General features: G+C 57.0%; 18 protein-coding genes and 2 tRNA genes. 3 read left to right on the top strand and 17 right to left on the bottom strand.

The features are described from left to right. Positions 1-65: 65 nt before the first annotated feature. Positions 66-356 (bottom strand): phasin family protein, encoded by a 291-nt coding sequence (locus tag OZX70_RS07935; RefSeq protein WP_277180544.1) that lies wholly within the window; start codon positions 354-356, stop codon positions 66-68. Positions 357-664: 308 nt separating this feature from the next. Here OZX70_RS07935 and OZX70_RS07940 point away from each other — a divergent pair, with 308 nt between their 5' ends. Then, a complete protein-coding gene (locus tag OZX70_RS07940; RefSeq protein ID WP_277180547.1) occupies positions 665-1,393 on the top strand; it encodes a histidine phosphatase family protein in 729 nt (242 codons plus the stop codon). 180 nt (positions 1,394-1,573) lie between these two features. Here OZX70_RS07940 and OZX70_RS07945 read toward each other — a convergent pair whose 3' ends face one another. From OZX70_RS07945 to leuC, 6 genes are all read right to left on the bottom strand, one after another. Continuing rightward, complete coding sequence (locus tag OZX70_RS07945; RefSeq protein WP_277182179.1) at positions 1,574-2,302, bottom strand: glutamine amidotransferase; 729 nt, start codon at positions 2,300-2,302, stop codon at positions 1,574-1,576. Between the two features lie 77 nt (positions 2,303-2,379). Further along, a complete protein-coding gene (locus tag OZX70_RS07950) occupies positions 2,380-3,921 on the bottom strand; it encodes a Mur ligase family protein (RefSeq protein WP_277182180.1) in 1,542 nt (513 codons plus the stop codon). Positions 3,922-4,091: 170 nt separating this feature from the next. Then, positions 4,092-5,525 carry a replicative DNA helicase gene (gene dnaB, locus OZX70_RS07955; RefSeq protein ID WP_277180549.1) on the bottom strand — a complete coding sequence of 478 codons (1,434 nt, stop codon included), beginning with the start codon at positions 5,523-5,525 and terminating at the stop codon, positions 4,092-4,094. A gap of 462 nt (positions 5,526-5,987) precedes the next feature. Then, on the bottom strand, positions 5,988-7,313 hold the full coding sequence (gene murA, locus OZX70_RS07960) for a UDP-N-acetylglucosamine 1-carboxyvinyltransferase (protein ID WP_277180551.1): 1,326 nt from the start codon (positions 7,311-7,313) through the stop codon (positions 5,988-5,990). A gap of 295 nt (positions 7,314-7,608) precedes the next feature. Further along, on the bottom strand, positions 7,609-8,289 hold the full coding sequence (gene leuD / locus OZX70_RS07965; RefSeq protein ID WP_277180553.1) for a 3-isopropylmalate dehydratase small subunit: 681 nt from the start codon (positions 8,287-8,289) through the stop codon (positions 7,609-7,611). A 68-nt stretch (positions 8,290-8,357) separates the two neighbouring features. Next, positions 8,358-9,761 (bottom strand): 3-isopropylmalate dehydratase large subunit, encoded by a 1,404-nt coding sequence (gene leuC, locus OZX70_RS07970; RefSeq protein WP_277180555.1) that lies wholly within the window; start codon positions 9,759-9,761, stop codon positions 8,358-8,360. 170 nt (positions 9,762-9,931) lie between these two features. On the opposite strand from leuC, the gene OZX70_RS07975 reads away from it, so the two are divergent. Further along, entirely contained in the window at positions 9,932-10,756 is an 825-nt protein-coding gene (locus OZX70_RS07975) for an IclR family transcriptional regulator (protein WP_277180557.1), read from the top strand. A gap of 349 nt (positions 10,757-11,105) precedes the next feature. Here the strand turns inward: OZX70_RS07975 and OZX70_RS07980 are convergent, their stop codons facing one another. The 9 genes from OZX70_RS07980 to OZX70_RS08020 form a co-directional block, all read right to left on the bottom strand. Continuing rightward, positions 11,106-12,437 (bottom strand): metallophosphoesterase, encoded by a 1,332-nt coding sequence (locus OZX70_RS07980; protein ID WP_277180559.1) that lies wholly within the window; start codon positions 12,435-12,437, stop codon positions 11,106-11,108. Between the two features lie 111 nt (positions 12,438-12,548). Continuing rightward, positions 12,549-12,620 (bottom strand) — tRNA-Gln (locus OZX70_RS07985). Positions 12,621-12,662: 42 nt separating this feature from the next. Beyond that, a tRNA-Glu gene (locus OZX70_RS07990) sits at positions 12,663-12,735 on the bottom strand. 379 nt (positions 12,736-13,114) lie between these two features. Then, positions 13,115-14,638 carry a glutamate--tRNA ligase gene (gene gltX, locus OZX70_RS07995; RefSeq protein WP_277180561.1) on the bottom strand — a complete coding sequence of 508 codons (1,524 nt, stop codon included), beginning with the start codon at positions 14,636-14,638 and terminating at the stop codon, positions 13,115-13,117. Positions 14,639-14,679: 41 nt separating this feature from the next. Continuing rightward, a complete protein-coding gene (locus OZX70_RS08000; RefSeq protein WP_277180563.1) occupies positions 14,680-17,496 on the bottom strand; it encodes a family 78 glycoside hydrolase catalytic domain in 2,817 nt (938 codons plus the stop codon). Between the two features lie 138 nt (positions 17,497-17,634). Continuing rightward, entirely contained in the window at positions 17,635-18,522 is an 888-nt protein-coding gene (locus OZX70_RS08005; protein WP_277180565.1) for a hypothetical protein, read from the bottom strand. A 192-nt stretch (positions 18,523-18,714) separates the two neighbouring features. Continuing rightward, positions 18,715-19,620 carry a carbohydrate ABC transporter permease gene (locus tag OZX70_RS08010; RefSeq protein WP_277180567.1) on the bottom strand — a complete coding sequence of 302 codons (906 nt, stop codon included), beginning with the start codon at positions 19,618-19,620 and terminating at the stop codon, positions 18,715-18,717. A 1-nt stretch (position 19,621) separates the two neighbouring features. After that, a complete protein-coding gene (locus tag OZX70_RS08015) occupies positions 19,622-20,629 on the bottom strand; it encodes a sugar ABC transporter permease (protein WP_277180569.1) in 1,008 nt (335 codons plus the stop codon). Positions 20,630-20,878: 249 nt separating this feature from the next. After that, positions 20,879-22,243, bottom strand: coding sequence for an extracellular solute-binding protein (locus OZX70_RS08020; protein WP_277180571.1), 1,365 nt, complete (start codon positions 22,241-22,243; stop codon positions 20,879-20,881). A 384-nt stretch (positions 22,244-22,627) separates the two neighbouring features. On the opposite strand from OZX70_RS08020, the gene OZX70_RS08025 reads away from it, so the two are divergent. Next, a complete protein-coding gene (locus OZX70_RS08025; RefSeq protein ID WP_277180573.1) occupies positions 22,628-24,229 on the top strand; it encodes a glycosyl hydrolase family 30 in 1,602 nt (533 codons plus the stop codon). 79 nt (positions 24,230-24,308) lie between these two features. On the opposite strand, the gene manD is transcribed toward OZX70_RS08025, so the two are convergent. After that, the gene (manD, locus tag OZX70_RS08030) at positions 24,309-25,556 is read right to left on the bottom strand and encodes a D-mannonate dehydratase ManD (RefSeq protein ID WP_277180575.1); all 1,248 of its coding nucleotides are present in this window, start codon (positions 25,554-25,556) and stop codon (positions 24,309-24,311) included. Between the last annotated feature and the right edge of the window lie 36 nt (positions 25,557-25,592).

The raw sequence follows: 25,592 nt of genomic DNA on the forward strand, positions 1-25,592 counted from the left end.
TCGCCGCCACGCTGTCGCTATAACAAATAAAGAAAGCAAAAACGAAAACGGCAATCATGCCAAAATCACTCGGCCTTGTCTCCGCTTTCTTTGGTTTCGTCGTCGGAAGCAGCGCCAGCAGAAGGCTTCGCGTCTTCACCCTCGGACTTGGCCTCATCTGCCTTAAAGTCGTCCTTAACTTCCTGCGCCTTGTGCTTGAGCTCGGTGTTCAGGGTCTTGCCCTGCTCGACGGTCAGCTCGCCTTTCTTGACCAGTTCGTCGACGATTTGCTGCCCTTTTTCAGCGGTCGTCGCCAATGCTCCGATGCCGGCCAGAAATACGGTGCGCAGCCCGTCGCCCAGTTTGTAATCAGCCATGATTCCTCTTTCGCTAGTAGTGACACCCTTACTACTAATTTAGCCCATTCCGAGAGAATATCCCAGCAGTGGAAAATACAACAACCCGTGGCGCAACCAGAAACGAATAAAAATCTGAATCATCCATCAAATGCAATGCTATTCAGGTGTTCAAGCATGTCTTTGTTCGGACCGACAATGTCAATAGAGCGTCCGAATCATCACCACCAATAATCAAGGCCAAAAGACAAAAGATTAGGATTGAGCCAATATTTTGGAAATCTTCAAAGCCTGAACATAGAGAAAAGCAAAGAAAGAAAAGACAGAAAATGACATCACCAACCATCTATTTGGCGCGACATACCGAAACCACTTCGAACACCATGGGGCTTATGCAAGGATGGTCGGATTTCCCGATAACGCAACATGGACATGAAATTATCAAATGCTTCGGACTCGGCCTCAAGGGCATCACTTTCAACGCAGCCTATTCCGGTTCGCTGCCACGGCATTATCAGACCGCCAGAGGAGCGCTTGACTACTCCGGCAATGGCTCTGTCGCCGTTAAGCAGGACCCGGATCTTCGCGAAGACAATTTCGGCAGCTTCGAGGGCAGGGAAAGCAAAGAAACCAATCTCGCCGGATTGAAGCGCCTCGGATACTCTTCCATGGCGACCGCGCTGGCCGACAGAGGCACCAAGATCAATCTCGACCTACAGGACGCCTGGCATGACCTCGATGCCGAAAACGCACTCAACACGGATTTGGCTGATCAGGATCGTGCGGAAAGTTCAGCGGACGTGCGCAAACGAATGAACCGCGCGATGAGGCGTATCGGCGAAGACGCCGTTAAGCAGCACGCCGGCAACATTTTGGTGGTCAGTTCTGGACTCAGCATCCGTCAGTTCCTTTTCCTCGTCAACCCTGATACTGATTTCACCGGTCTGCAAAATACGGCAGTAACCAAACTGTGCTATGAAAACGGCACTTTCAGAATCATCGGCAAGGTCGCTTCGATGGAATATTACGAACGCGGCAAGGCCAGTTTGTCAGAGTGATTGGTCGGCTACCAAAAACAACTATCAAAAACAAACAGAAGACATATCCCATTTCTTGCTTATCGACACGTTATTCGCCTTCTATTAATCGATAACCAGCCGTTCCTCGATAATCAAAACGCACGTCGATTCGGCAAACGCCGACCAAGCATCTGTCAACGATGAAGGAAAACCATTTCGCTACCGCGGGCGTGTTACGGCGACCCTGCGAGCGTTGGCTGCCAACTCGTCAATATGGGCGAGCTCGGTTTTTTGGGTTTGCGTTTGCTGCGGCCGGAATTCGCCGTAGCGATGGGTGGCGGCGGCGTGGATGAGGAAGTCCGAAACCTTGGGGTTCTTGGGCAGCAGCGGGCCATGCATGTAGGTGCCGATGACATTGTGGACACGGGCACCTTCCGTGCCGTCTTTGCCATTGTTGCCCCAGCCCTCGTGGTCGACGTGACCGAACGGCTGGACCCCCTCGCGCAGGAAAGTCTGGCCGGAATGGTTTTCATAGCCGATGACGTCGCCGAACTGGTCGGAATGCTCCAGAAGGTTACCAATCATGCGGGTTTCGCGGCCTTCGGTATAGACACCGAAAATGCCGATGCCGTCGAGCTTGGTGCCGTCGATGGTCTCGAAATACTCGCCGAACAGCTGGTACATACCGCAAATCATGAGCATCGGCACGTCCTCTTGCGTAAGCTTCCGCAGGATATCCGCGCGCTTGAAGAAGTCTTCGGAAATCTTCTTCTGGCCGTTATCCTGTCCGCCGCCGCCGAGAATCATATCGACGTGCTCCGGCCACGGATCACCTTGATTGTAGGTATGGATGACCGGCTCATAGCCGTAAAGCGCAAGCCGGCGTTTGATGGTTAAGACGTTGCCCCAGTCGCCGTAGATGTTCATATCCTTCGGATAGATGGACATGACATCGATGGGCCTGGTAGCTTGCGGAGTCTGCACGGTATCGTTCTGCTTCTCGTTACGATTCTCGGTCATAGCGTTCACTTCCCCACCCCGGCATCGACGACTTTAGCGTATTTGCCGAGCTCCGAGCGTACCTTGAGCATCGCGGTATACGTGCAATAGATATGTTTCGGCTTGCCCGGATCTGTCGTAACGAACTTGCGTACGGCTTCCTCGATATTTGTGTCAGTCCGGGCGACCTTCACATCTTCATATTCCAAACGCAACGCCATATCCCAAGCCCGCACGCCCGAAACCATTTCGACGCCTGCGCCGCGCAGCGAAGTGAAATCGACATCCCATAGCCAGCTCATGTCACGCCCGTCGGCATATTCATCGTTAATGACAATCATCGTTTTGTGTCCCTCGGGCCGGAAGCTCGCGAGCGACATCCTGAAGCCCATCGGGTTCTTGACCAGCAAAAGCTCCACCGGCGCCTTGCCGACGGTGATGACCTCGCCACGGCCAAATGCCGGGGTGACGTGTGAAAGCGCCCGCATAAGTCTCTCATCACGGGCCCTGGGCTGTGTGGTATCGGCGTTCTCGATGTGCTCGGTCACCGTGCGAACCACGGCGAGCGCGGCAGCCGCATTGAAGAGATTATAGACTCCCTCAAGCTGAACTCTGGTCTCGAATTCGGCATCGTCCATCACGAATTCCGCCTCGTGATCACCCACATGGCTCAGCACCACGTCCGCATGACGTTTTGATGCGAGCGAATCCGCTATGGCCGAGGAGGCGGAAACCGTTTCCCGCGCATCAAGTTTGGGGATAATTCTATTGCCATCGGCATCGAATACATCGTGCGAGATTGCCGCATCGGATTGCGAGAGAGACGTGGCCACCGGCGCAACGGCGCTGGCCAACGCGGTATTGACGCCTTCTACCTTTATCGCGGCTTTTTCAGCGACCGACAAATCACCGGCGTGCATGTCATCATCGGAGGGGAACAGCTTGCGCAGCTCGTCGGAAAGTCCAAAATACCGAACCTGTGTACCTTGCGGAACCACGTTTGCGAGCGCCGCGATTCGCCGGTCCTCACGGTTCAAAACAACCGTTCCGGTCGTGGCCTCGGCAACGTGGCTCAACAGCCGCGCGGTGTTGTCAATCTCGCCGAACCGGTCGAGCTGGTCGCGCATGACGTTCAGCAGCAGAGCACAGCGTGGTTTGACCTGATGCACGAAATGCACCGCGTAGGCCTCGTCGAGTTCCAAAACCGCGATGTCGGCATCGAGCCTGCCCGAAGCCGAGACTTCCGTGAGCAGGGCCGAGACGACGCCGCGCGTGAAGTTCGAACCGGTGGGGTTGGTGAACACCTTGAGATCCAGGTCCTTCAGCATCGAGGCGATCATGCGCGTGGTCGTGGTCTTGCCGTTCGTACCTGAAACCAGCACCACGCCGTAGCGCAGCTGGCCCAGCGTGCGCGCCAGAAACCCGGGGTCAATCGTCTCGACCACCTTGCCGGGGAACGCGCTGCCGCCGTGGTGAAGCAGGCGCGAAAGCCCTCGGACCGCCTTGCCGATGGTCGGGGTAGCGAATGCGTTCCACGGCTTGCGAGGCGATGAAGTTCCGTTCGTCATGTCGCCTTCCTTATTACTGGCAGGGTCCGTTGCGCTGATGCTGTCCTGAGTATTCACGATTCACCGACCTTGTATAAACGCCAGTTGAGCTGATCGATCCGATTGAACCAATCGAGATGATCGAGCTGATCGAGCGATATGACAAAGACCCATTTGCAACATACCGTGCATCAGACCCCCTGATTGTAATCGGTCTGCATATCCTGGAAGCGCGAAACGTCACCACGGAAGGCCAGCGGGAACGTGCCGGTTTTACCGTTACGGTGCTTGGCAAGGATGATGTCGGCCTCGCCAGGTCGATCCTCTTCGTTGTAGAAGTCAGGGCGGTGGACGAGGAAGACCACGTCGGCGTCCTGCTCGATCGAACCGGATTCACGTAGATCGGCGAGCTGCGGCTTCTTGTCGTTACGCATCTCGGGGCCACGGTTCAGCTGGGAAAGCGCCACGACCGGCACCTCGAGCTCCTTGGCCAGCAGCTTCAGCGCACGCGAGAAACCGGAGACCTCCTGCTGGCGGCTCTCCTCCTGCTTGCCCGAGCTCATCAGCTGCAGGTAATCGATGATGACCAGTTTCAGGTCGTTGGTCTGTTTCAGTCGGCGGCATTTCGCGCGGATTTCCATCAAGCTCATGTTCGGGCTGTCGTCGAGGAAGAGCGGCGCGTTCTGCATGGCGGTCCAGAAATCGTTCAGCGTATTCCAACGTTCCGGCGTCAGGCTGTCGTTGTCCGCGCGACGCAAAGCGACCAGCGGAATGCCTGTTTCGGCCGAGATGATACGTTGCGCCAGCTCGGTTTTGCTCATCTCGAGTGAGAAGATGACGGTGGTCAGGTTATTGTGCAGCGCGGCCGAACGCGCGAAATCCACACCCAGCGTCGACTTGCCCATCGCCGGGCGTCCGGCGACCACGATCATCTGGCCGGGCTGCAAACCCTGCGTCTCGTCATCGATGCCCTTGAAACCGGTGGGCACGCCTTTCTCGATGGTACCGTTCTGCAGGGCGTCGAGCTGGTCAAGCGCATCGTGAACCACCGGGCCGATGGCCTCGTAATCCTGCCGTACCTTGCCGACGCTCATCTCGTAGACCTCGGACTGGGCGAGGTTCACCACGTCTTCGGCCTGCGAGCCCTCAGCGGAATAGCCGAGCTGTGCGATTTTCGTGCCGGCGGCGATGACATTGCGCAGGATGGCCCGCTGGTGGACGATCTCGGCGTAATACGTAGCGTTGGCCGCGGTCGGCACCGAAGCCACCAAGCTGTGCAGATAATCAACGCCGCCCGCTTTTTCAAGGTTGCCATCCTTCAGAAGTGCGTTGGCAACGAGAACAGCATCTACCGGTTCTGAAGCGGAGAACAGTGTGATAATCGCTTCGTAGATGGTTTGGTGCTTGGGCTGGTAGAAATCAGAGACGTCAATCATCTGCGAGACTTCGCCGATGGCGTCTTTGCTCATCAGCATTCCGCCCAATACGGCCATTTCCGCGTCATCATCATGCGGAGGAACGCGGTCGAACAGCGTCGCGTTGTTTGCGGAAGTATCACTGTTGAACTTGCTTGTGTTGAAGTCGCCGTTCGTACGCGCTGAGTCCCAAGATTTTCCGTCTGCCATGCTGTCAAGCTTAACCAAATCACCGTAAAAAAACAGCGTTTCGCGCGTGCTTCCCCCCAAAGCTCTACACGTAACAGCGAAAATGTTCATTTCGCTTTCCGCCTCACATGGCGACACGCACGGGCTTTTATCTGTGGATAAGAAAATATGTTATCCACATTTTGGGCGTGTCACTGGGGACAACGCACAAAGTTATCCACACCATGGGGATAACTCTGTGCACAACGTGGGGATAGAGAGTCCTCTAAGGATTTGCGGTTTGCATAAAATCTTATCCTATGATATGTGATTCATTTTTTTAAGGAACCCTGCGTTGAATATTTTTCATAACGCTTTTAGAGACGAGTTTGCTTTATTTTGTCTCAAAAATGCAATCAAAAAATATGACTGATACCCAAAAATAAAATCTCCTCGTTGATGTATCTAACGAGGAGATTAAAAAGAATCAGAAACGCAGAACCGTCAGTCGAAATCGGCACCGAGCGCGGCGAGCTTGCCGCGGAAGTCGGCGTAGCCTCGGTCGATGAGGCTGATGCCCTGCACGTTCGACGGACCTTTGGCCGCCAGCGCCGCAATGAGGTGGCTAAAGCCGCCACGCAGATCCGGCACGTCGATGTCGCGCCCCTCTAGCGGAGTAGGTCCGAAGATGACGGCGGAATGCTTATAGTTGCGCTGCTGGAAACGGCACGGCAGGCTGCCGAGGCATTCGCGGTAGAGCTGGATGGTCGCGCCCATCTTGATCAACGGCTTGGTGAAGCCGAAGCGGTTTTCGTAGACGGTTTCATGCACGATCGAGAGGCCATTGGCCTGCGTCAACGCCACGACGAGCGGCTGCTGCCAGTCTGTCATGAAGCCGGGGTGCACATCGGTCTCGATGGCCACGGGCTTCAGGTCCCCGCCTGGATGCCAGAAGCGGATGCCGTCGTCGGTGACGTCGAATTCGCCGCCGATCTTGCGGTAGACGTTCAGGAACGTCATCATCTCGGGCTGCGTAGCACCCTTAACGAAAATGTCGCCGTGAGTCGCGAGCGCGGCCGAAGCCCAGGAAGCAGCTTCGATGCGGTCGGTCAGCGCGGTGTGCGTGAAGCCCTTGAGCGCCTTGACTCCCTCGATGCGGAAGGTGCGGTCGACGTCGACGGAAATGATCGCGCCCATCTTCTGCAGCACGGCGACCAAATCCATGATTTCGGGCTCGGTGGCGGCACCGGAAAGCTCGGTCTTGCCCTCCGCCTGAACCGCAGCCAGAAGCGTCTGCTCAGTGGCGCCTACGGACGGGTACGGGAGGTGAATCTTCGCGCCGTGCAGGCCGTTGGGAGCGGTGATATGGATGCCGTCGCGGTGTTCCTTGTCCACGTTGGCACCAAGCTTACGCAGGGTCTCCAAATGGAAGTCAATTGGGCGACCGCCGATGTTGCACCCTCCGAGCTGCGGGATGAACGCCTCACCCAAACGGTGCAGCAACGGGCCAGAAAACAGAATCGGAATACGCGACGAACCGGAAAGGGTGTCCACGTCGGCCACGTCGGCAAGACGGACGTTGGTCGCGTCAATCTTCAAAGTGCCCTTGGAATCGTCCCAATCCACGGTCGCGCCGTGTAGACGCAGCAGGTCGGATACGACGTGGACATCACGAATCTCGGGGACGTTTTTGAGCACAGAAACGCCGGGCGCGAGCAGAGCGGCCACCATGGCCTTGCTTACGAAATTCTTGGCGCCACGTACTTTGATCGTACCGTTGAGCGGTTTGCCGCCTTCGACGTGTAGGACGTCTTGTGTAGTATCTGCCAAAATCAACCTCTTTCCGTCGGCCCTTTACTAAGCGAGCTTACTACTACATAGTGTGCCACAGTGGTTGTGGTGACTCGGTAAAGCTTGGCCGAAAATGCGCCCGAGGCCGAACGAACCTGCCTCCATTGCACAATTTTGAGCTCGCAGAGATATGTAAAACCCTTATATAGAGCCGTAATTCGGCGCTATTCTTACTGTCCCATTGTTTGCGATAACCATCACGGAAAAACAACTTTGCGCGACCCCAGTAAGTCTGGGAACCGCGCAAAGTTTTACTGATATATATTGTTGGGGGCTACGCACCAATAGGCCCATTCCATGAGCCATCTTCCACCGGGCGAGCGGACTTTACCGGCTGTTCTGGGGCATGGCGCTCAGGCAGAGTCTTGGGCTTGAACGGGAAGCGCTTAGTGCGCATCTTTTCGTAGTCGGCGATGGCGTCCTCATGCTGCAGGGTCAGGTCGATGTCATCATAGCCGTTCATCAGGCGCCAGCGCGTGTAATCATTGACCTCAAACGGCAGAGTGACATCGCCGCAAGTCACGGTGCGCTCCTCTAGATCTACGGTCATGTCGCGGCCGGGCTCTTCTTCCAAGAGCTTCCACAGCAGCTCGACGCTTTCCTGCGGCATGATGGCGGCCAGCACACCGTTCTTGGCGGTGTTGCCATAGAAGATATCCGCGAAACGCGGGCTGATGATGACACGGAATCCGTAATCCCGCAGCGCCCAAACCGCGTGTTCACGCGACGAACCGATGCCGAAATCGGGTCCAGCGACCAGAATCTTGCCTTTATTCTGATACTCGGGCTTGTTCAGGATAAAGTCCGGGTCGCGACGCCACGCATAAAACAGGGCGTCCTCGAAGCCTGTCTTGGTGACGCGCTTCAAAAAGACCGCGGGAATAATCTGGTCGGTGTCGACGTTCGAACGCCGAAGCGGGACGCCAACGCCGGTGACCTGCGTAAGTTTCTCCATAATCGATAAACCTTCTGAAATTTAAAAACGAATTGTTACTATTACGCACGAATGAATCGTCAAGGACCTTACAGATCAGCAGGGCTGGAAATCGTGCCGCGGATGGCGGTGGCAGCGGCGACGAGCGGCGAAGCCAAGTGCGTTCGCCCTCCCTTGCCCTGACGGCCTTCGAAGTTACGATTCGAAGTCGAAACCGAGCGTTCGCCGGGCACGAGCTTATCCGGGTTCATCCCGAGGCACATCGAGCAGCCGGCATTGCGCCATTCCGCTCCGAAATCCTTGAAGATCTTGTCAAGCCCCTCGTCCTCGGCCTGCAGGCGGGCGCGGGACGAGGCCGGTACGACCAGCACGCGGTGGATGGAATCGGCCTTGTGTTGGCCTTTCATCACGGACGCGGCGGCACGCAGGTCCTCGATGCGGCCGTTGGTGCAGGAGCCGATGAACACGGTGTCCACCGGAATCGACTTGATCGGCGTTCCGGGCTTCAGGCCCATGTATTCCAAAGCGGACTGCGTGGCCTGACGCTGCTCGGCGTCGGCGATATCGGCCGGATCAGGCACATCGGTGTTGATTGGCGCACCTTGGCCGGGGTTGGTCCCCCAGGTGACGTAAGGCGCGAGATCGGAAGCATTGATGGTGACTTCTTTATCGAACGTCGCGTCGTCATCCGTGCGCAGCGTCTTCCAATAGGCCACGGCCTTGTCCCACATCTCGCCGGTCGGCGCGTAAGGGCGTCCCTTCAAGTACTCGAAGGTGGTCTCGTCGGGGGCGATCATTCCCGCGCGGGCACCCGCCTCGATGGACATGTTGCAGATGGTCATGCGGGCGTCCATGGAAAGCGAACGAATCGCAGAACCGCGGTATTCGATGACATGGCCCTGCCCGCCGCCGATGCCGATTTTGGCGATGATAGCCAGAATGATGTCTTTGGCGGTCACGCCCTTGGGCAGCTCGCCTTCGACGTTGACGGCCATAGTCTTGAACGGCTTGAGCGACAAGGTCTGCGTGGCCATGACGTGCTCAACCTCGGAGGTGCCGATACCGAAAGCAAGCGCCCCGAACGCGCCATGCGTGGAGGTGTGGGAATCGCCGCAGACGATGGTCATGCCGGGCTGCGTCAAGCCGAGGTTCGGCGCAAAAGCATGGACGATACCCTGGTCGGCATCACCCAGCGGATGCAGCAGCACCCCGAATTCCTTACAATTCTTCTCCAACGTACTCAGCTGCTTGGCGGAGGTCTTGTCCGGATTGGGCTTGTCGATGTCGACCGTGGGCGTGTTGTGGTCTTCGGTGGCGATGAGCAGGTCGGTGTGGCGAGGCTTGCGCCCGGCCAGTCGCAGGCCCTCGAACGCCTGTGGACTGGTGACCTCGTGCATGAGCATGAGGTCGATATAGATCAGGTCCGGGGCACCGTCTTTGCCCTGGTACACCAGGTGATCGGCCCAGACTTTTTCAGCCAATGTGCTTGCCATACGACCTCCTATCGTTGGTTTTGGAGCCGTCCCTCCGTCAATACTTCAGCCGCGCGGATTTTTGTGGTGGTGTGTATTTCCGAGTATCGGCGTTTGTCAACAATATGGACATCTTTGTTTCATATCGTGAGATGAATGAAATGATAGACCCCACTGTATAATATTCATATATGGACTCATTATCAAAGGATCCCCAAGCGGCGCGGAATACACGCGCGCCCAAACCAGCCGGCAATGCTGCCCAAAATTCGAATCGCGCCCCTATTCATGACGAGATTCATTCCGGCGTCGGGGTCCTCGATAAGACAGTCAAGATTCTTGAGGCCCTCGAAAGCGGGCCGTCCACGTTAGGTCAACTCGTTGCCGCCACCGGGCTTGCACGCCCGACCGCGCATCGCCTCGCTATCGCGCTGGAACGTCATCGTTTCGTTCTGCGCGACCAGCATGGGCGCTTCATCCTCGGTTCACGTTTCGCCGAACTGGCCACCGCCGCCGGTGAAGATCGCTTGCTGACGGCCGCCGGGCCAATCCTTCAAACCCTTCTCGACCGCACCGGTGAATCCGCACAGATTTACCGCCGCCAAGGCGACCAGCGCGTATGCATCGCCGCCGTTGAACGCGCCAGCGGGCTACACGATTCCATCCCCGTCGGCGCCATGCTTTCGATGCAGGCCGGCAGCGCCGCGCAAATACTCGTCGCTTGGGAGGATTCCGAGCGGCTGCATCAGGGCCTGCGCCACGCCAAATTCACCACTTCCACGCTGGCGACCGTCCGTCGCCGCGGCTGGGCCGATTCCGTCAATGAACGAGAGGAAGGCGTCTGCTCGGTTTCTGCGCCAATCCGTAACTCATCCGGCCAAGTCATCGCCGCCATTTCCATCTCCGGCCCCTCCGGCCGCATGGGCCCCTCGCCGGGCCGCCGTTACGCCCCGTATGTGATGGCCGGCGGCAAATACCTGACCGACGCCCTGATGAAGGCCAGCGCCGGCAGATAGCGCATCGCGCATATATGCATTACATCAGTAGATAAAACCATGTAACCTCGTAGTCAGCAACTTTGGCTACGAGGTTTATTATTTGTTCCCTGCCTCTCCCATGCCGACGCAATGGCTCACATGCTGGAATCGCCAAGCAAAAACACCGTTGATCACGGTGTAGGGCTCTTCAATGCGCAAGTTCGCAATCCCAAAGTGCACCATTGCGACACTACCGTCATAAACATGCAAGTTGGCAGTCCCAAAATGCATGTTTTAGACGCTACCGTCATGAAAATGCAACTTAGCAGCCCCAAACCGCACTAATCCCACGCTAGCGTCTGAAAAGTGCACCTCAGAGCAGCCGTCGCTACTTCTTCAAATGCATCTTCCGCAGGATCTGGGCCAGCAGACGCGGGCGACGCAGGAGGTTCGTCCCCTCTTTCGCAGCGTCGGGAGTGCCGTTGAGGGCGTACGTATAGGCCTTGTTGGAACTGGATTTGCCGACCAGATCGCCGAACTCAAGCAGCTGGGTGCGCGGTTCGTAGGGGTGGCGGATGTCGAATTCGAGCAGACGTGCGGCGCGCTGGGCCGGGGCCGGACCGTAGGAGCCGAAGCCGCAGGTCGGTGTGGCCACAAGCGTCAGGCCGTCGGTGGTACCTACGAAACGGTTGCGGTGATCGTGACCGGCGAGCAACGCGAAATAGCCGTCGTTCGACTTCAAAATGCCGAATTCGCCTGTATCGGTATCGGGGCAGCTGATGCCCTCCCCCAGGAAGCTGCCGGGCAGCGTCTTGGATTCGTCGATGACGTAATTATGGCCGGCGAATGTGCGATAACCTTCTACGGCGTGCGCTGCGGTGGCCGGGACTTCCTTGAGCAAATCGTAATACTGCGGCACCGGAATATGCTGGAAGACTATCGATTTAGCACCAACCAGCCCCGGGGCAGTTTTCAAGAAATCGAGTGCGCGCTGGCTCGGAGCGCCGTAGCCGCCGAGCTTGCCGTAATCGCCGGAATTGAAAATCACCAGGCCAAGCACACTGTCGTTTTTGTGGTCTTCGCTGACCGGCAACGCGAATGTGCCAGGTTCGCAAGGGTAAATGCACTGGTCCGGCAAGCCACTCCCAGGCTGCTTTCGCGGCCTATCGGAACGTTTGATGGGTGGCTCCGGATTGAGACATCCGGGAAATTCGCGATAAATCTCATCAAGTTCGGCGTTGGAGAGGCCACACTGGAAATCGTGGTTGCCGTACGTCACCGCCCACGGAACATGACGCTCGATCAGAGGGGCCAGGAACTGCGAAATCTCCTGCCGCACCAGCTCACGTGTATGCTCGAGCTCGGCATCGCGCTGGTTACTCGCCGCCGTTCCCATCGACCATTTCTGTGGCGTCCACGTGCGCTTGCGAAAAGTCCTGGCATATGCCTTGTCGTAACCGGCAATCTGGTTGCCGGGGAAAATCACGATATCGGGCCGGGAGCTATCGAGCGCGGCTTCGATGAGCTTGATGGTATCTTTATTGACCTTGGGGCCATCCTGGATGTCCGCCAATACCAAGACGCGGAACTTACCGGAATCATGGAACTGCAAACGACCGAGACGCACTGAAACGGAAACGGGCCGGGTGTCACCCTCCTGCACGGGCTGAATCCTAGGCTTTGACGAAAGGTCATGCGTTCCGTGTGTCTGATCAGTCATGATTCCAACCTTTGTGTCGTCGACAACCCCACCGGTATCATTACCAGCATTATTATCCCACAATAATAAAAAACCCCGCAACTAAGAAGCTGCGAGGCTTTTGCATCTTTGCTGGGGTACCTGGACTCGAACCAAGAACAACTGAACCAGAATCAGCCGTGTTGCCAATTACACCATACCCCAATTGGCTTGGTGCCGTAGCCGCAAAGCAACTATAGCACTTCGTACCTCCAACCGGATTTGAACCGGTGTTGGCGCCGTGAGAGGGCGTAGTCCTAGACCGCTAGACGATGGAGGCTAACTTATCTGCTGCCCTTCCCAAGGCAACAAACTCATAGTCTATAGGAAAGCATAAATAAGCGCAACCCGGCGTGTTGCAAACCCCTATTCAACGCGGAAAATGGCTCATAACCGACCGATTTGCGAATAATCTACCTGATTCTCAATTTTTTGGGATTGTTGGCGCACCAAGTTGTTCCAAAAACGATAATCGACACCCAAATCTCCGAAAAGAAGGGTACTTGGCGCACCAAGACACCCCAAAAACAATACTTTGGCTTTCAATCTCGCTAAAAAAGACAACTTGGCGCACCAACATAGCTAAAAATAAAGAATTGAAGGACCATTCACTCAAATCTGGGTATGTTGACGAACCAAGAGCCTCTCTAAAAATCACCTTAGAGATGTTCTCTGAGCCCCTTCAAGCGGGCGAGGGTCAGCGGTTTGCCGACGATTTCCATGGACTCGAAAAGCGGCGGGGAGACGCGGCGGCCGGACATGGCCACACGCACCGGGCCGAACGCCAGACGCGGCTTGAAACCACCGTCCTCGACCAGCGCCTTGTTAAGCGTCTCATGCAGGTTGTCGGTCTTCCAATCGGACTCGGCGACCTCAGCGAGCGCGGAGATGGCCTTGTCGAGCACCTCGGGCGCGGAATCCTTGAGCGTCTTGCGTGCATCGTCGGCGGGCTCGATGTATTCGTCCTTGCTTAAGAGGCTTCCGGCCATGCCGGAGACCTCGCCCAACAGACGCACACGCGGCTGGACCAACGGCGCGGCGGACGTCAGAATCGTGCGCTCGCGGTCGGTGAGCTTATCCCATGAATCGGCGGAAACGACGCCGTCGCGGTGCAGATACGGCACGGAACGGTTGAGGAAGTCCTGCGGCTCGAGCATACGGATATGCTCGGCGTTGATGGAGATGGCCTTGTCGATGTCAAAGTGGGCCGGGTTGGCCTTCACGTCGCGGATGTCGAACTTCTCGACCATCTCGTCCATGCTGAAGACGTCGCGGTCGGGCGCAATCGACCAGCCGAGCAGCGCGAGATAGTTCAGCAGGCCTTCGGGAATGAAGCCGTTCTCGCGGTGCAGGAAGAGGTTAGACTCCGGATCGCGCTTGGAAAGCTTCTTCTTGCCCTTACCCATCACGTAGGGCATGTGGCCGAAGAGCGGCATCTCCTTGGCGATACCAAGCTTGATCAGGTAGCGGTAGAGCACGACCTGACGCGGCGTGGAGCTCAGCAGGTCCTCGCCACGCAGCACGACGTTGATGCGCATGAGCGCGTCATCGACCGGGTTGGTGAGCGTGTAGAGCGGGTCGCCGTTCGGACGCACGATGACGTAATCAGGCACGCTGCCGGCCTTGAACTCGATGTGGCCGCGGATGAGGTCATCGAAGGCGATGTCCTCGTCGGGCATCTTCACACGCAGCGCTGGCTTGCGACCCTCGGCCTTGAATGCGGCCCTCTGCTCGTCGGTCAGGTTACGATCGTAGCCGTCGTAACCGAACGCCTTCGGCCGGCCTGCGGCGACGTTACGCGCCTCGATCTCCTCGGAAGTGGAATAGGATTCGTAGGCATAGCCGGCATCGAGCAGTTTCTGGGCGATGTCCTTATAGATGTCGCCGCGCTCGGACTGGCGGTACGGGCCGTCAGGACCGCCGACGTTGATGCCCTCGTCCCAATCGATATGAAGCCAGTTCAGAGCGTCGATAATCTGGTTGTAGCTTTCCTCGGAGTCGCGCTCGTTGTCCGTGTCCTCAATACGGAAGACGAAGGTGCCGTGCGTGTGCCGTGCCTCGGCCCAGTTGAACAGGGCGGTGCGCACCATGCCGACGTGCGGGGTGCCGGTGGGCGACGGACAGAAGCGAACACGAACGTCTTTGGGCAGTTCAGGTCTTGATTCAGTAGCGTTTTCAGTCATGTCACCATTATGCCGCGCGTGATTGACGGGAGACGCAGATTCTACGAAAGAGCGATGCTGCGCACCTCATGATGGCCGGGGCCAAGTTCGTAGAGGACCATCGAGCCCGGCGGATAGTGAACGCCTGCCTCGTTGCACATGGGCTCATCGACTGACATGGTCGGGCTCGGATGTCCGTCAACGAGCACCATGTCCACGGCCCCTTGGCTCTGTGGCGGCAGAACAACCTCGGCCACGCAACCCGACGGCACGTCGATGGTCAGCTGCAGGCAACCGCTAGGGGTGGGGTCCACAAAACCGATTGGATCGCTCAACGAGACCATGCCGCTATTGACCCGCTTGCACCGCACGCCGATAGTACCCGAACGCACCGGCACCTTCGCTTCGGCCTCACTCATATCGCCGAGCTGCGGCATGACCATGAACGTGCGGCAGCCGGGTTCAAGCGGACGGATACCCAGCATCCCCTCCGGCAGGAGATAGACCGGGGAGGCCGACCATGGATGGGAATAGGTGAGGTTCGGCTTCAGCCCTGAATCCCAAGCCTCCATTGTGCCGCCGCCTTGCTTGCGGACCATGTTACCCCAGGTCCGTTCACCCAATTTTGCAGCGATAAGCGCGTCCGCGTCCTCACCATAACCGGCACGATACAGCCCGTCCAGATAGACCGCCGCCACGTAGACGCTGCAGGCCATGCCTCGTGAGCGCAGATAATCAGTTACTTTGGGCAGTCTGCCTTCCGGAACTTCACCGAACTCGAGCACGAACGCGGACGCGTGCAGCGAGCAATGCTTGATACGACAAGATTCCATCGAAGCTTGATCCGGAACAGTGTTGCCTTCGGCCGGCACGTCGGTAAGGCCGTCGCAATATGCGCCCTGCGTCTCGTCGTAAAGCCACATATTGATGGCCTTGCGGATACGTTTTGAGCGGGTGTCGAATAATTCGCCGTCGTCATCTTCGCCGACGGTCCAAGCCAAAACCGCCATATCGGCGTACGCCTGCGACGCCAAGGCGTTGATGACGGTATTGACGCGGCCGAAAACGAAACCGTCGCGCTCGCTTTGCGGCCAGTCGACCAAGTCGCCGTCCCTATGGCTCGATTCGCCCGGATCTTTGACAATCAGACCGAACTCCTCGTTCCAGAAGCGTTGCGGCAGAAGGGTTTTAAGACGCGTGTACTCGGCACTCACCTGAGAGGAGTCGCCGGTATGCATCCACCAATCGTAGACAGCAAGAATCAGGTACATCGGCCATTCGGTGGGCCAAGTGCGGTTGGTGATGAGATAGTCGACGGTATAGCGAGCCAGCGTCGGAGCGTCATCAAGCGCAAAATGGCATTGCTGCTGAATCCACGCATCGGCTTCGTAAGGTGCGCGCTCACGCGTCCAGGAATCCGCGTAGATGCTGCCGTTGCAGGCATCGATGGTGCGAGCGCAGAGCGACCAGACGTCGTTGAGCATCTGGTTTGATGAATGGAAACTCGCTTCATCGGTCGTCTTCGGATAGACCAGAGCCGACGATTCGACGTCGAGTTGCCCCGAGTCCAGCAAATCGGACACGTTCAAGCCATCGCTGCCCACACTATGAAGCTCCACATAGCGAAAAACACGTACTCCCCACGTTTCCAACGCGTTATCGGTCTCGGTTCGGCTTTCATGGTTATCGCCGATTCCTTCGATATGCCAGCAATCCTCATAGACATTGGAGGTGTTGAGACGATATTTCACCGTCCCGTCGTCGTTGCGCACCTCGCCGTATCGGATGTCCAATTCCAACGAACTCCGGCAACGCGAGCGCACCCGCACTCCACCGATCTGCACGCCGCCGAAATCAAGCACCATTCCCCCGTCCGGCAACGAAGAAACGGCAACCGGCCCGTGATGGCACAGCTGCAATTTGTCGGTCGGGGTCGGCTCAAGCTTTCTGAAATCAGGCTTTTCGACGGCATCAGACCATGCGGAATCGTCGAATCCAGAAGAGGCGAAACCGAACGGATAATCCCATGAATTGATGTTTTCAGCGGGAGCTTCGAAATATTGTGTCCCTATCGAAGCGCTGTCGGGATAGACACCGGTGCCGGGCATGGCCTTCCATCTGGAATCAGTAGTGTAATGACGCACTTCACCATCGGTAAATGCGACATCGAGTTGGGCGGCAAAGCGCTGGTCTTCGAGCGTATACGCGAGCACGCCCATCGCGTTGGCTCCCGGATGCAGCGAAGCCGTAACGTTATAGCCGTCAACGCGCGCTTCATCGCTGATCGGGAACACCGGGCCGCAGCCGACGAACGAATCGTTGGCCCACATCCGATAGACAAACTGCCTGGCCGGACGCGTAGAGGCTCCCGTGGCATATAGGCTGGCCCACAATATCGGTTTATTGGGCAACGTGATTTCAGTACGGAGGAAAGCCCATCCACGAGAGTTGCCAGTGTGTTCAGGGATATTTGAGGTATCGGCCCAGATCGGTGCCGCTTGCCACTGCGAACCGGGCCATGTTCCGAATGTGGCGGGAGCAGCCCACCCGGATTCGTCACCAGAGGCGGTGCCGAATCTATCCGCAGGCTCTGCGTTTTCGCGCCACAAACGAACCGTGGCCCAATACCTTTTGCCGGGTACGATCCGGACTCCATCCAGCGGCACGCCTTCGAAACCGTCGTCAAGCACCTTGCCGCTGTCCCAGATGTCGCCGACACCCGCGGCGGCCTTTGCCGAGGTGCTCGCAACGACGACCTGATATGCGTCAACATCCCGAGCCCCGGCCTTGCTCCCGTTTTCACGCCACCGGAGCACCGGGGACGAACCACAAGCCAGATCAACCGGATTTACCCTATCGTTGATGAGAATTTGTATCACAGACTATCGCCGCCTTGCGCCATTTTCGAAACTCACATCGATACCGTCCGATAACAAGAAAGCTTACGCCACCGGTCACGCACCGATGATTGCTCAAACATATCGTCTTTGCCAAACCGCTCATATCACCACAATCGCTCACTGCCGGTAATCGCTCATCGACGAGAAGAGGCCGGACATGCCACCACCACCGCCAGCGGGCTTCTCGCTGTCACCGGTGTAAAGCTCAATCAGCTTCTTATCGCCGGATTCACGGGCCAGCGCCTCGAAAAGCACATCGGCCTGCCAACGTGCCGAAGCCCAGACGATATACCAGATGATGCCGGTAAACAGCAGACCGGTGACAATCGGCGAGCTCGCCATCCCCCAGAAGTAGCCGAAGACTGCGATGCCGCTGATCACGATCATATAAATCCGCCGGGCGGAAAGCAGCACGCCGTTTTTGACGACTGCGTACCATTTGGCATTCGGATATTCCACCACAAGCACCAGCGAAACCAGCAGCGATTGAATAAGGAAAATAATGCAGATGGAAAGGACCGGCACCATCAGGGCACCGAAACCGAGCTTCATCATAATCTGCATGGAATAGGAGAAGGTAAAGATAAAGAACCCGTAAATCGCCCCCTGCGCGATCGCCCGGGGCAGCAGACGGATAAAAGCGCGGAAATACGGGCGGATACAGGCCGCGCTGTCGTCAGGCGGGACGTAGGGGCCGGCGATCCAATCCGGAGGCTTGTACCCTTCATTGAGCATACGAACGCGGCGTTTGCTCGCGCGTCCGAATAAGGTCGGTTGGTCGCGGAAAAGCGCAAATCCAGCGGCAATGCCGGGCGAGCTCAGGACCAGAGCCAATGTCAACGCCGGGTAATAGTCAAGATTCTGAACCACCACCCAGATGGCGATCAGGGGGATGATGCCAACAAAAATGCACCAGCCCGCCATCAGCAGGACGTAGACGCTGTTGGCTATCAGGCCGAAAGCCTCACCGAGGTTGTGATTCTTGCCGTTTGACGTTGCCGCCATCACGCACTTCCCTTCCGTCCTGACCTGTAACCGCTAGGTAATCCATCATCGTAAAGTCTATCGCCTTGTGAGTTCGTCTATCAATATATAGGCAATATATAGGTAAGTAAACGAGAATCCGATGCGTGCGTCGCAATGAAACCACTACGAACGTCACACATCGGATTTTTATATTCACTTAAACCGGTAGCATCAGCCCTTCATGCCGGAGGTTGCGATGCCTTCGATGAACTGCTTCTGACCGATGAGGAAGACGATGATGATCGGGAGCACCGAAATGACGGAGCCGGTCATGATCATCGCATAATCAGCGTTGTACTGGGAGATGAACTGCTTGAGGCCGATCTGGATGGTCCACAGGTTTGCGGAGCGCAAGTAGATCAACGGGCCCATGTAGTCATTCCAGGTGTTGGTGAAGGTGATGATCGCCAACGCCGCGATGGACGGGCCGGAAAGCGGAAGCACGATCTTCCAGTAGATGCCGAATTCGCTCAAACCATCGAGACGGGCCGCTTCCGACAGGTCCTCCGGTATCGTGTCGTAGAACTGTTTCATCATGAACACGCCGAACGCGCCGAACGCCTGCAGCAAGATAATCGACCAACGGGTGTCGGACAGTCCGACCGCCGCAATCATCTTGAACTGCGGAATCATATAGGCCTGCCACGGCACAGCCATCGTCGCGATGTAGATCAGGAACAGGACGTTGTGGCCACGGAACGGAATCTTTGAGAAGCCGTAGGCGGCGAACGAACCGGTGAACACCTGCAAGGCCGTGACGATAATCGCGAAGAACAGAGTGTTCAGAATCCACGTGGTCATGTTGGACTTCGTCCAGATGGCCGCGTAATTATGCCACTGCCATACCGACGGGAACCACTTGATCGGAACCGTATAGACTTCGTTGTTGGGCTTCAGGGACGAAAGAATCATCCAGAAGAACGGCAACAGAGTGAACGCCGCAACCGCGATCATGGCGATATAACCAATAATCGTGCCAACGATCTTCAACGGGGACTTGCGCTTCTTGTTGAAGGGGATCTCAGGTGCCACCGCACCAGCCTCAGCCAATTGAGGAGCTACTGCTTGCGTAGACATATTAGTCCTCCTTCGAATTGTTGTACCAGAACTGAATTAGCGTGACCACCATGCAGATGAACAGCAGCACCAAAGACACTGCCGAAGCATAGCCGTAATCGCCGTTGTCGAAGGCTACCGAGTAGATGTACTGGGCCAGCACTTCTGTGGTCGTTCCAGGCCCGCCATCCGTCATAATCAATGTCAGGTCCAAGATCTTGAACGAGCCAATGGTCAATGTGACCATGACGAAGAACAGTGTCGGCCGCATGCACGGAACCGTGACGTGCCAGAACCGCTTCCAGCCGTTCGCACCATCCAGCTCAGCTGCCTCATACAACTCACTGGGAATCGTCTGCAACCCAGCCAGAAGAAGAATCATGTAGTAGCCGACTTCACGCCAGGTACCGACGATGATGACCGCGGGCATTGCCCATTTGGTCGAACCGAGCCATCCAGGCACGTTGCCGTCGCCAACGAAAATCTTCAGGAACTGGTTGATCGGGCCGGACTTCGGGTCAAAAAGCATGGACCAGACCTGCGCCGCCGCCACCATCGAGGTGACATAGGGCATGAAGGCGACCGTGCGGAAGAAGCCACGGCCCTTGAGCTTGGAGTTGAGCAACACCGCCAGGCCGAAGGCAATCGCCAACGTCAGCGGAATGTGCACCAGAGAGTAGTAGAACGTGTGCCACACGGTCTGCCAGAAGATGCGGTCATGAACCAGACGAACCCAGTTGACCAGGCCGTTGAACACCGGCATACCGAACGCCGACCATTTGGTGAACGCGATATAGAAGAGCGAAAGCACCGGCAAAAGCGTCAGCAGGATAAAGCCGATGAAGTTCGGCGAAATGAAAATCAGGCCATTGCGCAGATTACGATGCGAAATCGCCTTCGCATCCATTTTTCCGCCCTTTTGCCGTTGTGGTTCCGGCGGTTTGTTACGCGCCTCGACGGCACCCGCCTCCCCCACTGCGGCGAGATCGGCACCCACCGCGGCAACATCCGAACTAGAAGAATCCGACATCGCTGCCTCCTCTTTGAATATGCAGCCAATGCACACAAGCCGTCAACTGCTGCATCGAAGCTGGCTCGTTACACTCTGTCAATAATTATTATGTCACAACAAAATATTTTTAACAATAAAAAGACCGACGGCCCTTATCCGGCAATCAAACCTGCCAACCCGATACGGACCTGCCGGTCTCCCGTCCATCCGTCGCGGCGGCTGCGAACAGCCGTAGCCGCGACAGACGATTCAGACGGTTTACAATGCTCACTCGCTGCTGAGCACACCTTGGTTCTTGACATCTTCCTGGCACTGGTTGATGGCCGCGTCGGTCTTCGAGGTGCCGGTAAGAATCGAGGAGTTCATCGTCTTCAGGAGAGTCTGAACCGTATCGGTGGCGTCGCTGACAGGAGCCTCAAGCTTCATGTCGAACTTGGACCAAGCGTCCTTGGATTCCTGATCGGTGGCCATGCCATCAGCCGCGAAGAAGTCCTTGGTAATCTTGTCGTTGATGTAGGCAGGAGTAGTGGTGAGCTTGGCGAGCACATCCGCGCCGCCTTCGCCGACGGACCATTCAACGAACTTCTTGGCCGCTGCGAGCTTCTGACCACTGGCCTTAGCCGAAACCATCAGGCCGGTCGGGCTACCGAAAGTGACTGGAGTTGAAGGAACCTTCTTGCTCGGGTTCTGCGGAATCGGAGCCATGCCCCAATCGAACTTCTGGGCATCGCCAGTCTTCTGCTGGCTCAGGAACGAAGCGGCGTACCAAGTGCCCATCGGCATCATGGCGGCCTTCTGAGTACCGAACTGCGCCTGATACTGCACCTTGTTGGTGAAGGAGGTGTTATAGTCGATGGTCAGCTTTTCATTCTGCCACTTCAAAGCACGCTCATAGAAAGGCTTCATGTAGCCGAATTGGCCCTTGAGATAGGTCTTCTCGGCCGGCTGACCAGCCTGGGCAAGAGCGAAGGACTGGACCACCGACTGCCAGTTGTGCTGGTACATCGGATAGACGGTGTTGGCGTCATATCCGGCATCGGGGAGCTTCTTCTTCAGCTCTTCGCCGGCCTTGGTGTAGTCATTCCACGTCCAAGTGGCGTCAGGCGTCTTCACGCCGGCCTTCTTGAACATGTCCTTGTTATAGAAGAGGACCCAGTGATCGGCGCGATACGGCAGCGCATAGTACTTGCCGTCCTTCGTCTTGTACATGGAGTCGTCAAAGTTCTTGTGATCGGCAAACTTCTTGGCGATATCGCTGATATCGGCCAGGCCTTGGGACTTGGCATAAGTATTGTATTTGACGGTGTTCTTCAGCGGGAAGACATCAGGCTGTGCACCGGCGGAGATATCAGCGGTGAGCTGCTTGTCATAATCATCTGCGCTGTATTCCTTGAGCTTGATGGTGACGTTAGGATATTCCGCTTCGAAACCATCAACGAGCTTCTGGAATTCGGGGGTCATCTTCAACGACCAACCACCCATCGTGATTTCGGTCTTTGCGTTCTTATCAAATGCGTTTGCATCGCTGGCACCGCTCTTTTGCGCATTGCCGCCGCCGCCACCGCAGCCCGCGAGAAGCATTGCGAGTGCAGAGACCGCCGCTAAGGCGCCTACTGGACGTGAGACTTTCATATTCAAATCCTTTCTTCAAGGCTTCCTCGCCTATTGCAAGGACTAGCGTGCTACATTAGCGTAACCCGCGATGTCCTTCAATTTTGAGAGTACACAAATGGCAACAAAGAAAGTGTTTGTTGCCATTATTTGTCAGAATTGATAGAGCAGCTATTCTTTTATAATTACTGGCGGAACCGCGAAAAACAGCCAATGACCGCCATTTATGCTTTCAGCGAGTCCTGCTTTCTTCCTTCGATACCCCTTACAAACTGCTAGGCTCGAAGCCATGGGATGGCAACAGATTCCATGTTCAGCAGCATGAAATCGAATCCATCCGCACCGATAGTTTTCCTCTTAGGGGATGAATGAAGCATCGGACAGATAGCAAAGGAGTATCAGCCCATGGCTACAGCAAGCAAAGGTCAGCAATCGTCGCAAAAGGATGCAGAGAACTTTCCATCTTCTGCGAGTAAAGCACCGGAGCAATTGTGGACAGCAACCAGCGGTGATCTGAGCCAGCGCCGAGAAAAGATCGCAACACCCGTACCTACAAGCGAGGCGGGCGACGCGACCACCGTGGTCATCGATCCGACCCGGCAATACCAGATGTGGGAAGGGGCCGGCGCGGCCATCACCGATTCCAGCGCCTCGCTTCTGATGAACAGCATGAACGCTAAACAGCGTCACGCGATTCTCGAAGAGATGTTCAGCCCCGCTCAGGGCGGCTTCTCGTCGGTGCGTATTTCCATCGGTTCCTGCGATTTCGTAAGCCAAAAGTATTACAGCTACGATGAGCTGCCCGAGGGCATCGGCACAGACCCGAACCTCGATTACTTCTCCATCGGCACCGGTCAGCCCGGTGCGCCGGACGCCACTAAGGATCTCAAAAACATCATCCCCGTACTGCAGGAAATCATGGCCATCAACCCGGCTGTCAAGGTGATGGCCTCGCCGTGGAGCCCGCCGGCCTGGATGAAGACCAATGGCAAGCTCGAAGGCGACGGAAGGCTGCGGCTCGGCGAATACGTGGGCAACGGCTACCGTCGGCAGGACACAGTGGATTATGCCTATGCACAGTATTTCGTGAAATTCATCGCCGCTTATGCAAGCTATGGCATTCCCATCGCCTCCGTGACCATGCAGAACGAGCCCGGCAACTCTCCGCAATGGCCCATGGCCATCTGGACACCCGAGGAATTGACCAAGTGGGGCAGCGAATATTTGCGGCCCTGCCTTGATGCCACGTTCCCAGACGTCGAGATTTACTTCGGCGACGACGGCCTACGCTTCTTCCAGCGCCCAGTGACCGATTACATGACCCCAGCCCAGGCCCAATGCTTCGCCGGCGTGGCGTTCCACACTTACTCCGGCCTGCCCAAGTGGGTACTCAACGGCACACGCCAGTTCCCGGGCTGGAAGGCCTGCATGAGCGAGCGCCGTTGCATGCTCGACGAGACGGTGGACGAGGCCAGCCACGTGATGTTCGGCGAGATCGGCACCGGCTTGGTGCGCAACAACGTCGGACTCATCAACCTGTGGAACATCGCGCTGGACGAACAGGGCTTCCCGAGCTACGCCAAAACGCGCGGGCGCCGCGGGGTCATCACCATCGATTCCGCCACCGGCAAGGTCAAGCGCAACCTCGAGTACTTCATGCTGCGCAACTTCGGCCAGGACGTGCGCCCCGGCTCTCGTCGCGTGGCTTCCACCAACCACACCCCCGACGGACGGCATGGCGGTTTGGGCTCGGTCGCGTTCATCGAGCCGGACGGACGCGGATTCGCCGGGTTCCTTTACAATCCGACCGACAAGCCGATTGAAGCGGCAGTCACTTTTGGTGGCGAAGGCGCGGCCTGGCGACACGTCATCGTCCCCGCCTATGGAACAGTGACCTTCCATCTCTCGTACTCGCCGATCAACGTCAGCGTCGCCCCTGCGGACGATAACTTCAAGATCACCTACACCCCGCACCCCGCCGACGACCACGACGAGCGCATTTTCTAGTCAATAAATAAATAAAGAAGGCCTGCCGAAACAATCGAGTTTCGGCAGGCCTTCTTTATTTATTTAGTACGAGCAGAAATCACCACTCGTGCATGGTGCCGTCGAGGAGACGATCTACGGGCAGCGGAGCCGGCTGGTAGGGGTACTTTGCGGCGAGCTTCTCGTCGAAGTCGACGCCGAGGCCCGGCTTGTTGCCCGGATGCAGGTAGCCATCCTTGAACGTATACGAAGTATGGAACACCTCGAGCGTCTCGTCGCTGTGCCTCATATACTCCTGGATGCCGAAGTTCGGAATCGCCAGGTCAAGGTGCAGGTTCGCGGCCATGCCCACGGGCGAGACGTCGGTGGGGCCGTGGAAGCCGGACTTGACGCCGAAGAGCTCGGCGAAAGCCATGAGCTTCTTCATGTGGGTGAGGCCGCCCGTGTGGGTGACGGCCGAGCGCACGTAGTCGATCAACTGCTCCTCGATCAGAGTGATGTAGTCAGTCCAGGAGTTGATGATCTCGCCGATGGCGATCGGGGTGGTGGTGTGCTCGCGCACCAGGCGCAGGAACTGCTGATTGTCCTCGGCAGGCGTGGTGTCCTCCATCCAGAAGAGGTCATAGGGCTCGAGGGCCTTGCCGAAGCGGGCGGCCTCAATCGGGCGCAGGCGGTGGTGAGAATCGTGCAATAGGATCAGGTCCTTGCCATACTTGTTGCGCACTTCCTCGAAGACACCGGGGATGGTGTTGAGGTAGGTGCGAGCATCCCAGACTTCCTCGACCGGAACGCTGGTACGACGGGCGGGCTCGTAATCGTAGCGTACGCCCTTCTCGCCCTCGCCGGCCTGTGCGTTGGCCGAAGCCGCCACGCCGTAAGTTGAAGGGATGCCAGGAAGCGCGTACTGGATACGCGTGGCCTTGAAGCCCATGTCTCGATACATATCAATCGAATCGAACAGGCTCGGCAGATCGGTGCCGGAGGCGTGCGCGTAGGTCAGGATGCCTTTGCGTGACGCACCGCCCAGCAGGTCGTAGACCGGAACGCCGAGCTTCTTGCCCTTGATGTCCCAGAGAGCCACGTCGACGGCGGAGATGGCAGCCATCGTCACGGGCCCGCGCTTCCAATAGGCACCCTTGTAGAGGTACTGCCACATGTCCTCGATGTTGTCCTCGTTCTTGCCGATGAGGGCAGGAGCGATAGTCTTCAAGTATTCGGCGGCAACGAGTTCACGCCCGTTGAGCGTGGCATCGCCGAGACCCACAATCCCGTCTGTTGTCGTGAGCTTGAGGACGACGAAATTACGCCCCGGGCTCGTGACAAATACCTCGGCCTTTTCAATAGCCATATCGATTCCTTTCTATTGCACAACTTGCGGCATCCG

The organism is Bifidobacterium sp. ESL0732 (assembly GCF_029395535.1).
GTDB lineage: Bacteria > Actinomycetota > Actinomycetes > Actinomycetales > Bifidobacteriaceae > Bifidobacterium.

What these genes read in the sequence shown, in the direction of transcription:
- OZX70_RS07935 (WP_277180544.1), bottom strand. Translation starts at nt 356, where the DNA reads ATGGCTGATTACAAACTGGGCGACGGGCTGCGCACCGTATTTCTGGCC.
- OZX70_RS07940 (WP_277180547.1), top strand. Translation starts at nt 665, where the DNA reads ATGACATCACCAACCATCTATTTGGCGCGACATACCGAAACCACTTCG.
- OZX70_RS07945 (WP_277182179.1), bottom strand. Translation starts at nt 2,302, where the DNA reads ATGTCCATCTATCCGAAGGATATGAACATCTACGGCGACTGGGGCAAC.
- OZX70_RS07950 (WP_277182180.1), bottom strand. Translation starts at nt 3,921, where the DNA reads ATGACGAACGGAACTTCATCGCCTCGCAAGCCGTGGAACGCATTCGCT.
- dnaB (WP_277180549.1), bottom strand. Translation starts at nt 5,525, where the DNA reads ATGGCAGACGGAAAATCTTGGGACTCAGCGCGTACGAACGGCGACTTC.
- leuD (WP_277180553.1), bottom strand. Translation starts at nt 8,289, where the DNA reads ATGGAGAAACTTACGCAGGTCACCGGCGTTGGCGTCCCGCTTCGGCGT.
- leuC (WP_277180555.1), bottom strand. Translation starts at nt 9,761, where the DNA reads ATGGCAAGCACATTGGCTGAAAAAGTCTGGGCCGATCACCTGGTGTAC.
- OZX70_RS07975 (WP_277180557.1), top strand. Translation starts at nt 9,932, where the DNA reads ATGGACTCATTATCAAAGGATCCCCAAGCGGCGCGGAATACACGCGCG.
- OZX70_RS07980 (WP_277180559.1), bottom strand. Translation starts at nt 12,437, where the DNA reads ATGACTGATCAGACACACGGAACGCATGACCTTTCGTCAAAGCCTAGG.
- gltX (WP_277180561.1), bottom strand. Translation starts at nt 14,638, where the DNA reads ATGACTGAAAACGCTACTGAATCAAGACCTGAACTGCCCAAAGACGTT.
- OZX70_RS08005 (WP_277180565.1), bottom strand. Translation starts at nt 18,522, where the DNA reads ATGGCGGCAACGTCAAACGGCAAGAATCACAACCTCGGTGAGGCTTTC.
- OZX70_RS08010 (WP_277180567.1), bottom strand. Translation starts at nt 19,620, where the DNA reads ATGTCTACGCAAGCAGTAGCTCCTCAATTGGCTGAGGCTGGTGCGGTG.
- OZX70_RS08015 (WP_277180569.1), bottom strand. Translation starts at nt 20,629, where the DNA reads ATGTCGGATTCTTCTAGTTCGGATGTTGCCGCGGTGGGTGCCGATCTC.
- OZX70_RS08020 (WP_277180571.1), bottom strand. Translation starts at nt 22,243, where the DNA reads ATGAAAGTCTCACGTCCAGTAGGCGCCTTAGCGGCGGTCTCTGCACTC.
- OZX70_RS08025 (WP_277180573.1), top strand. Translation starts at nt 22,628, where the DNA reads ATGGCTACAGCAAGCAAAGGTCAGCAATCGTCGCAAAAGGATGCAGAG.
- manD (WP_277180575.1), bottom strand. Translation starts at nt 25,556, where the DNA reads ATGGCTATTGAAAAGGCCGAGGTATTTGTCACGAGCCCGGGGCGTAAT.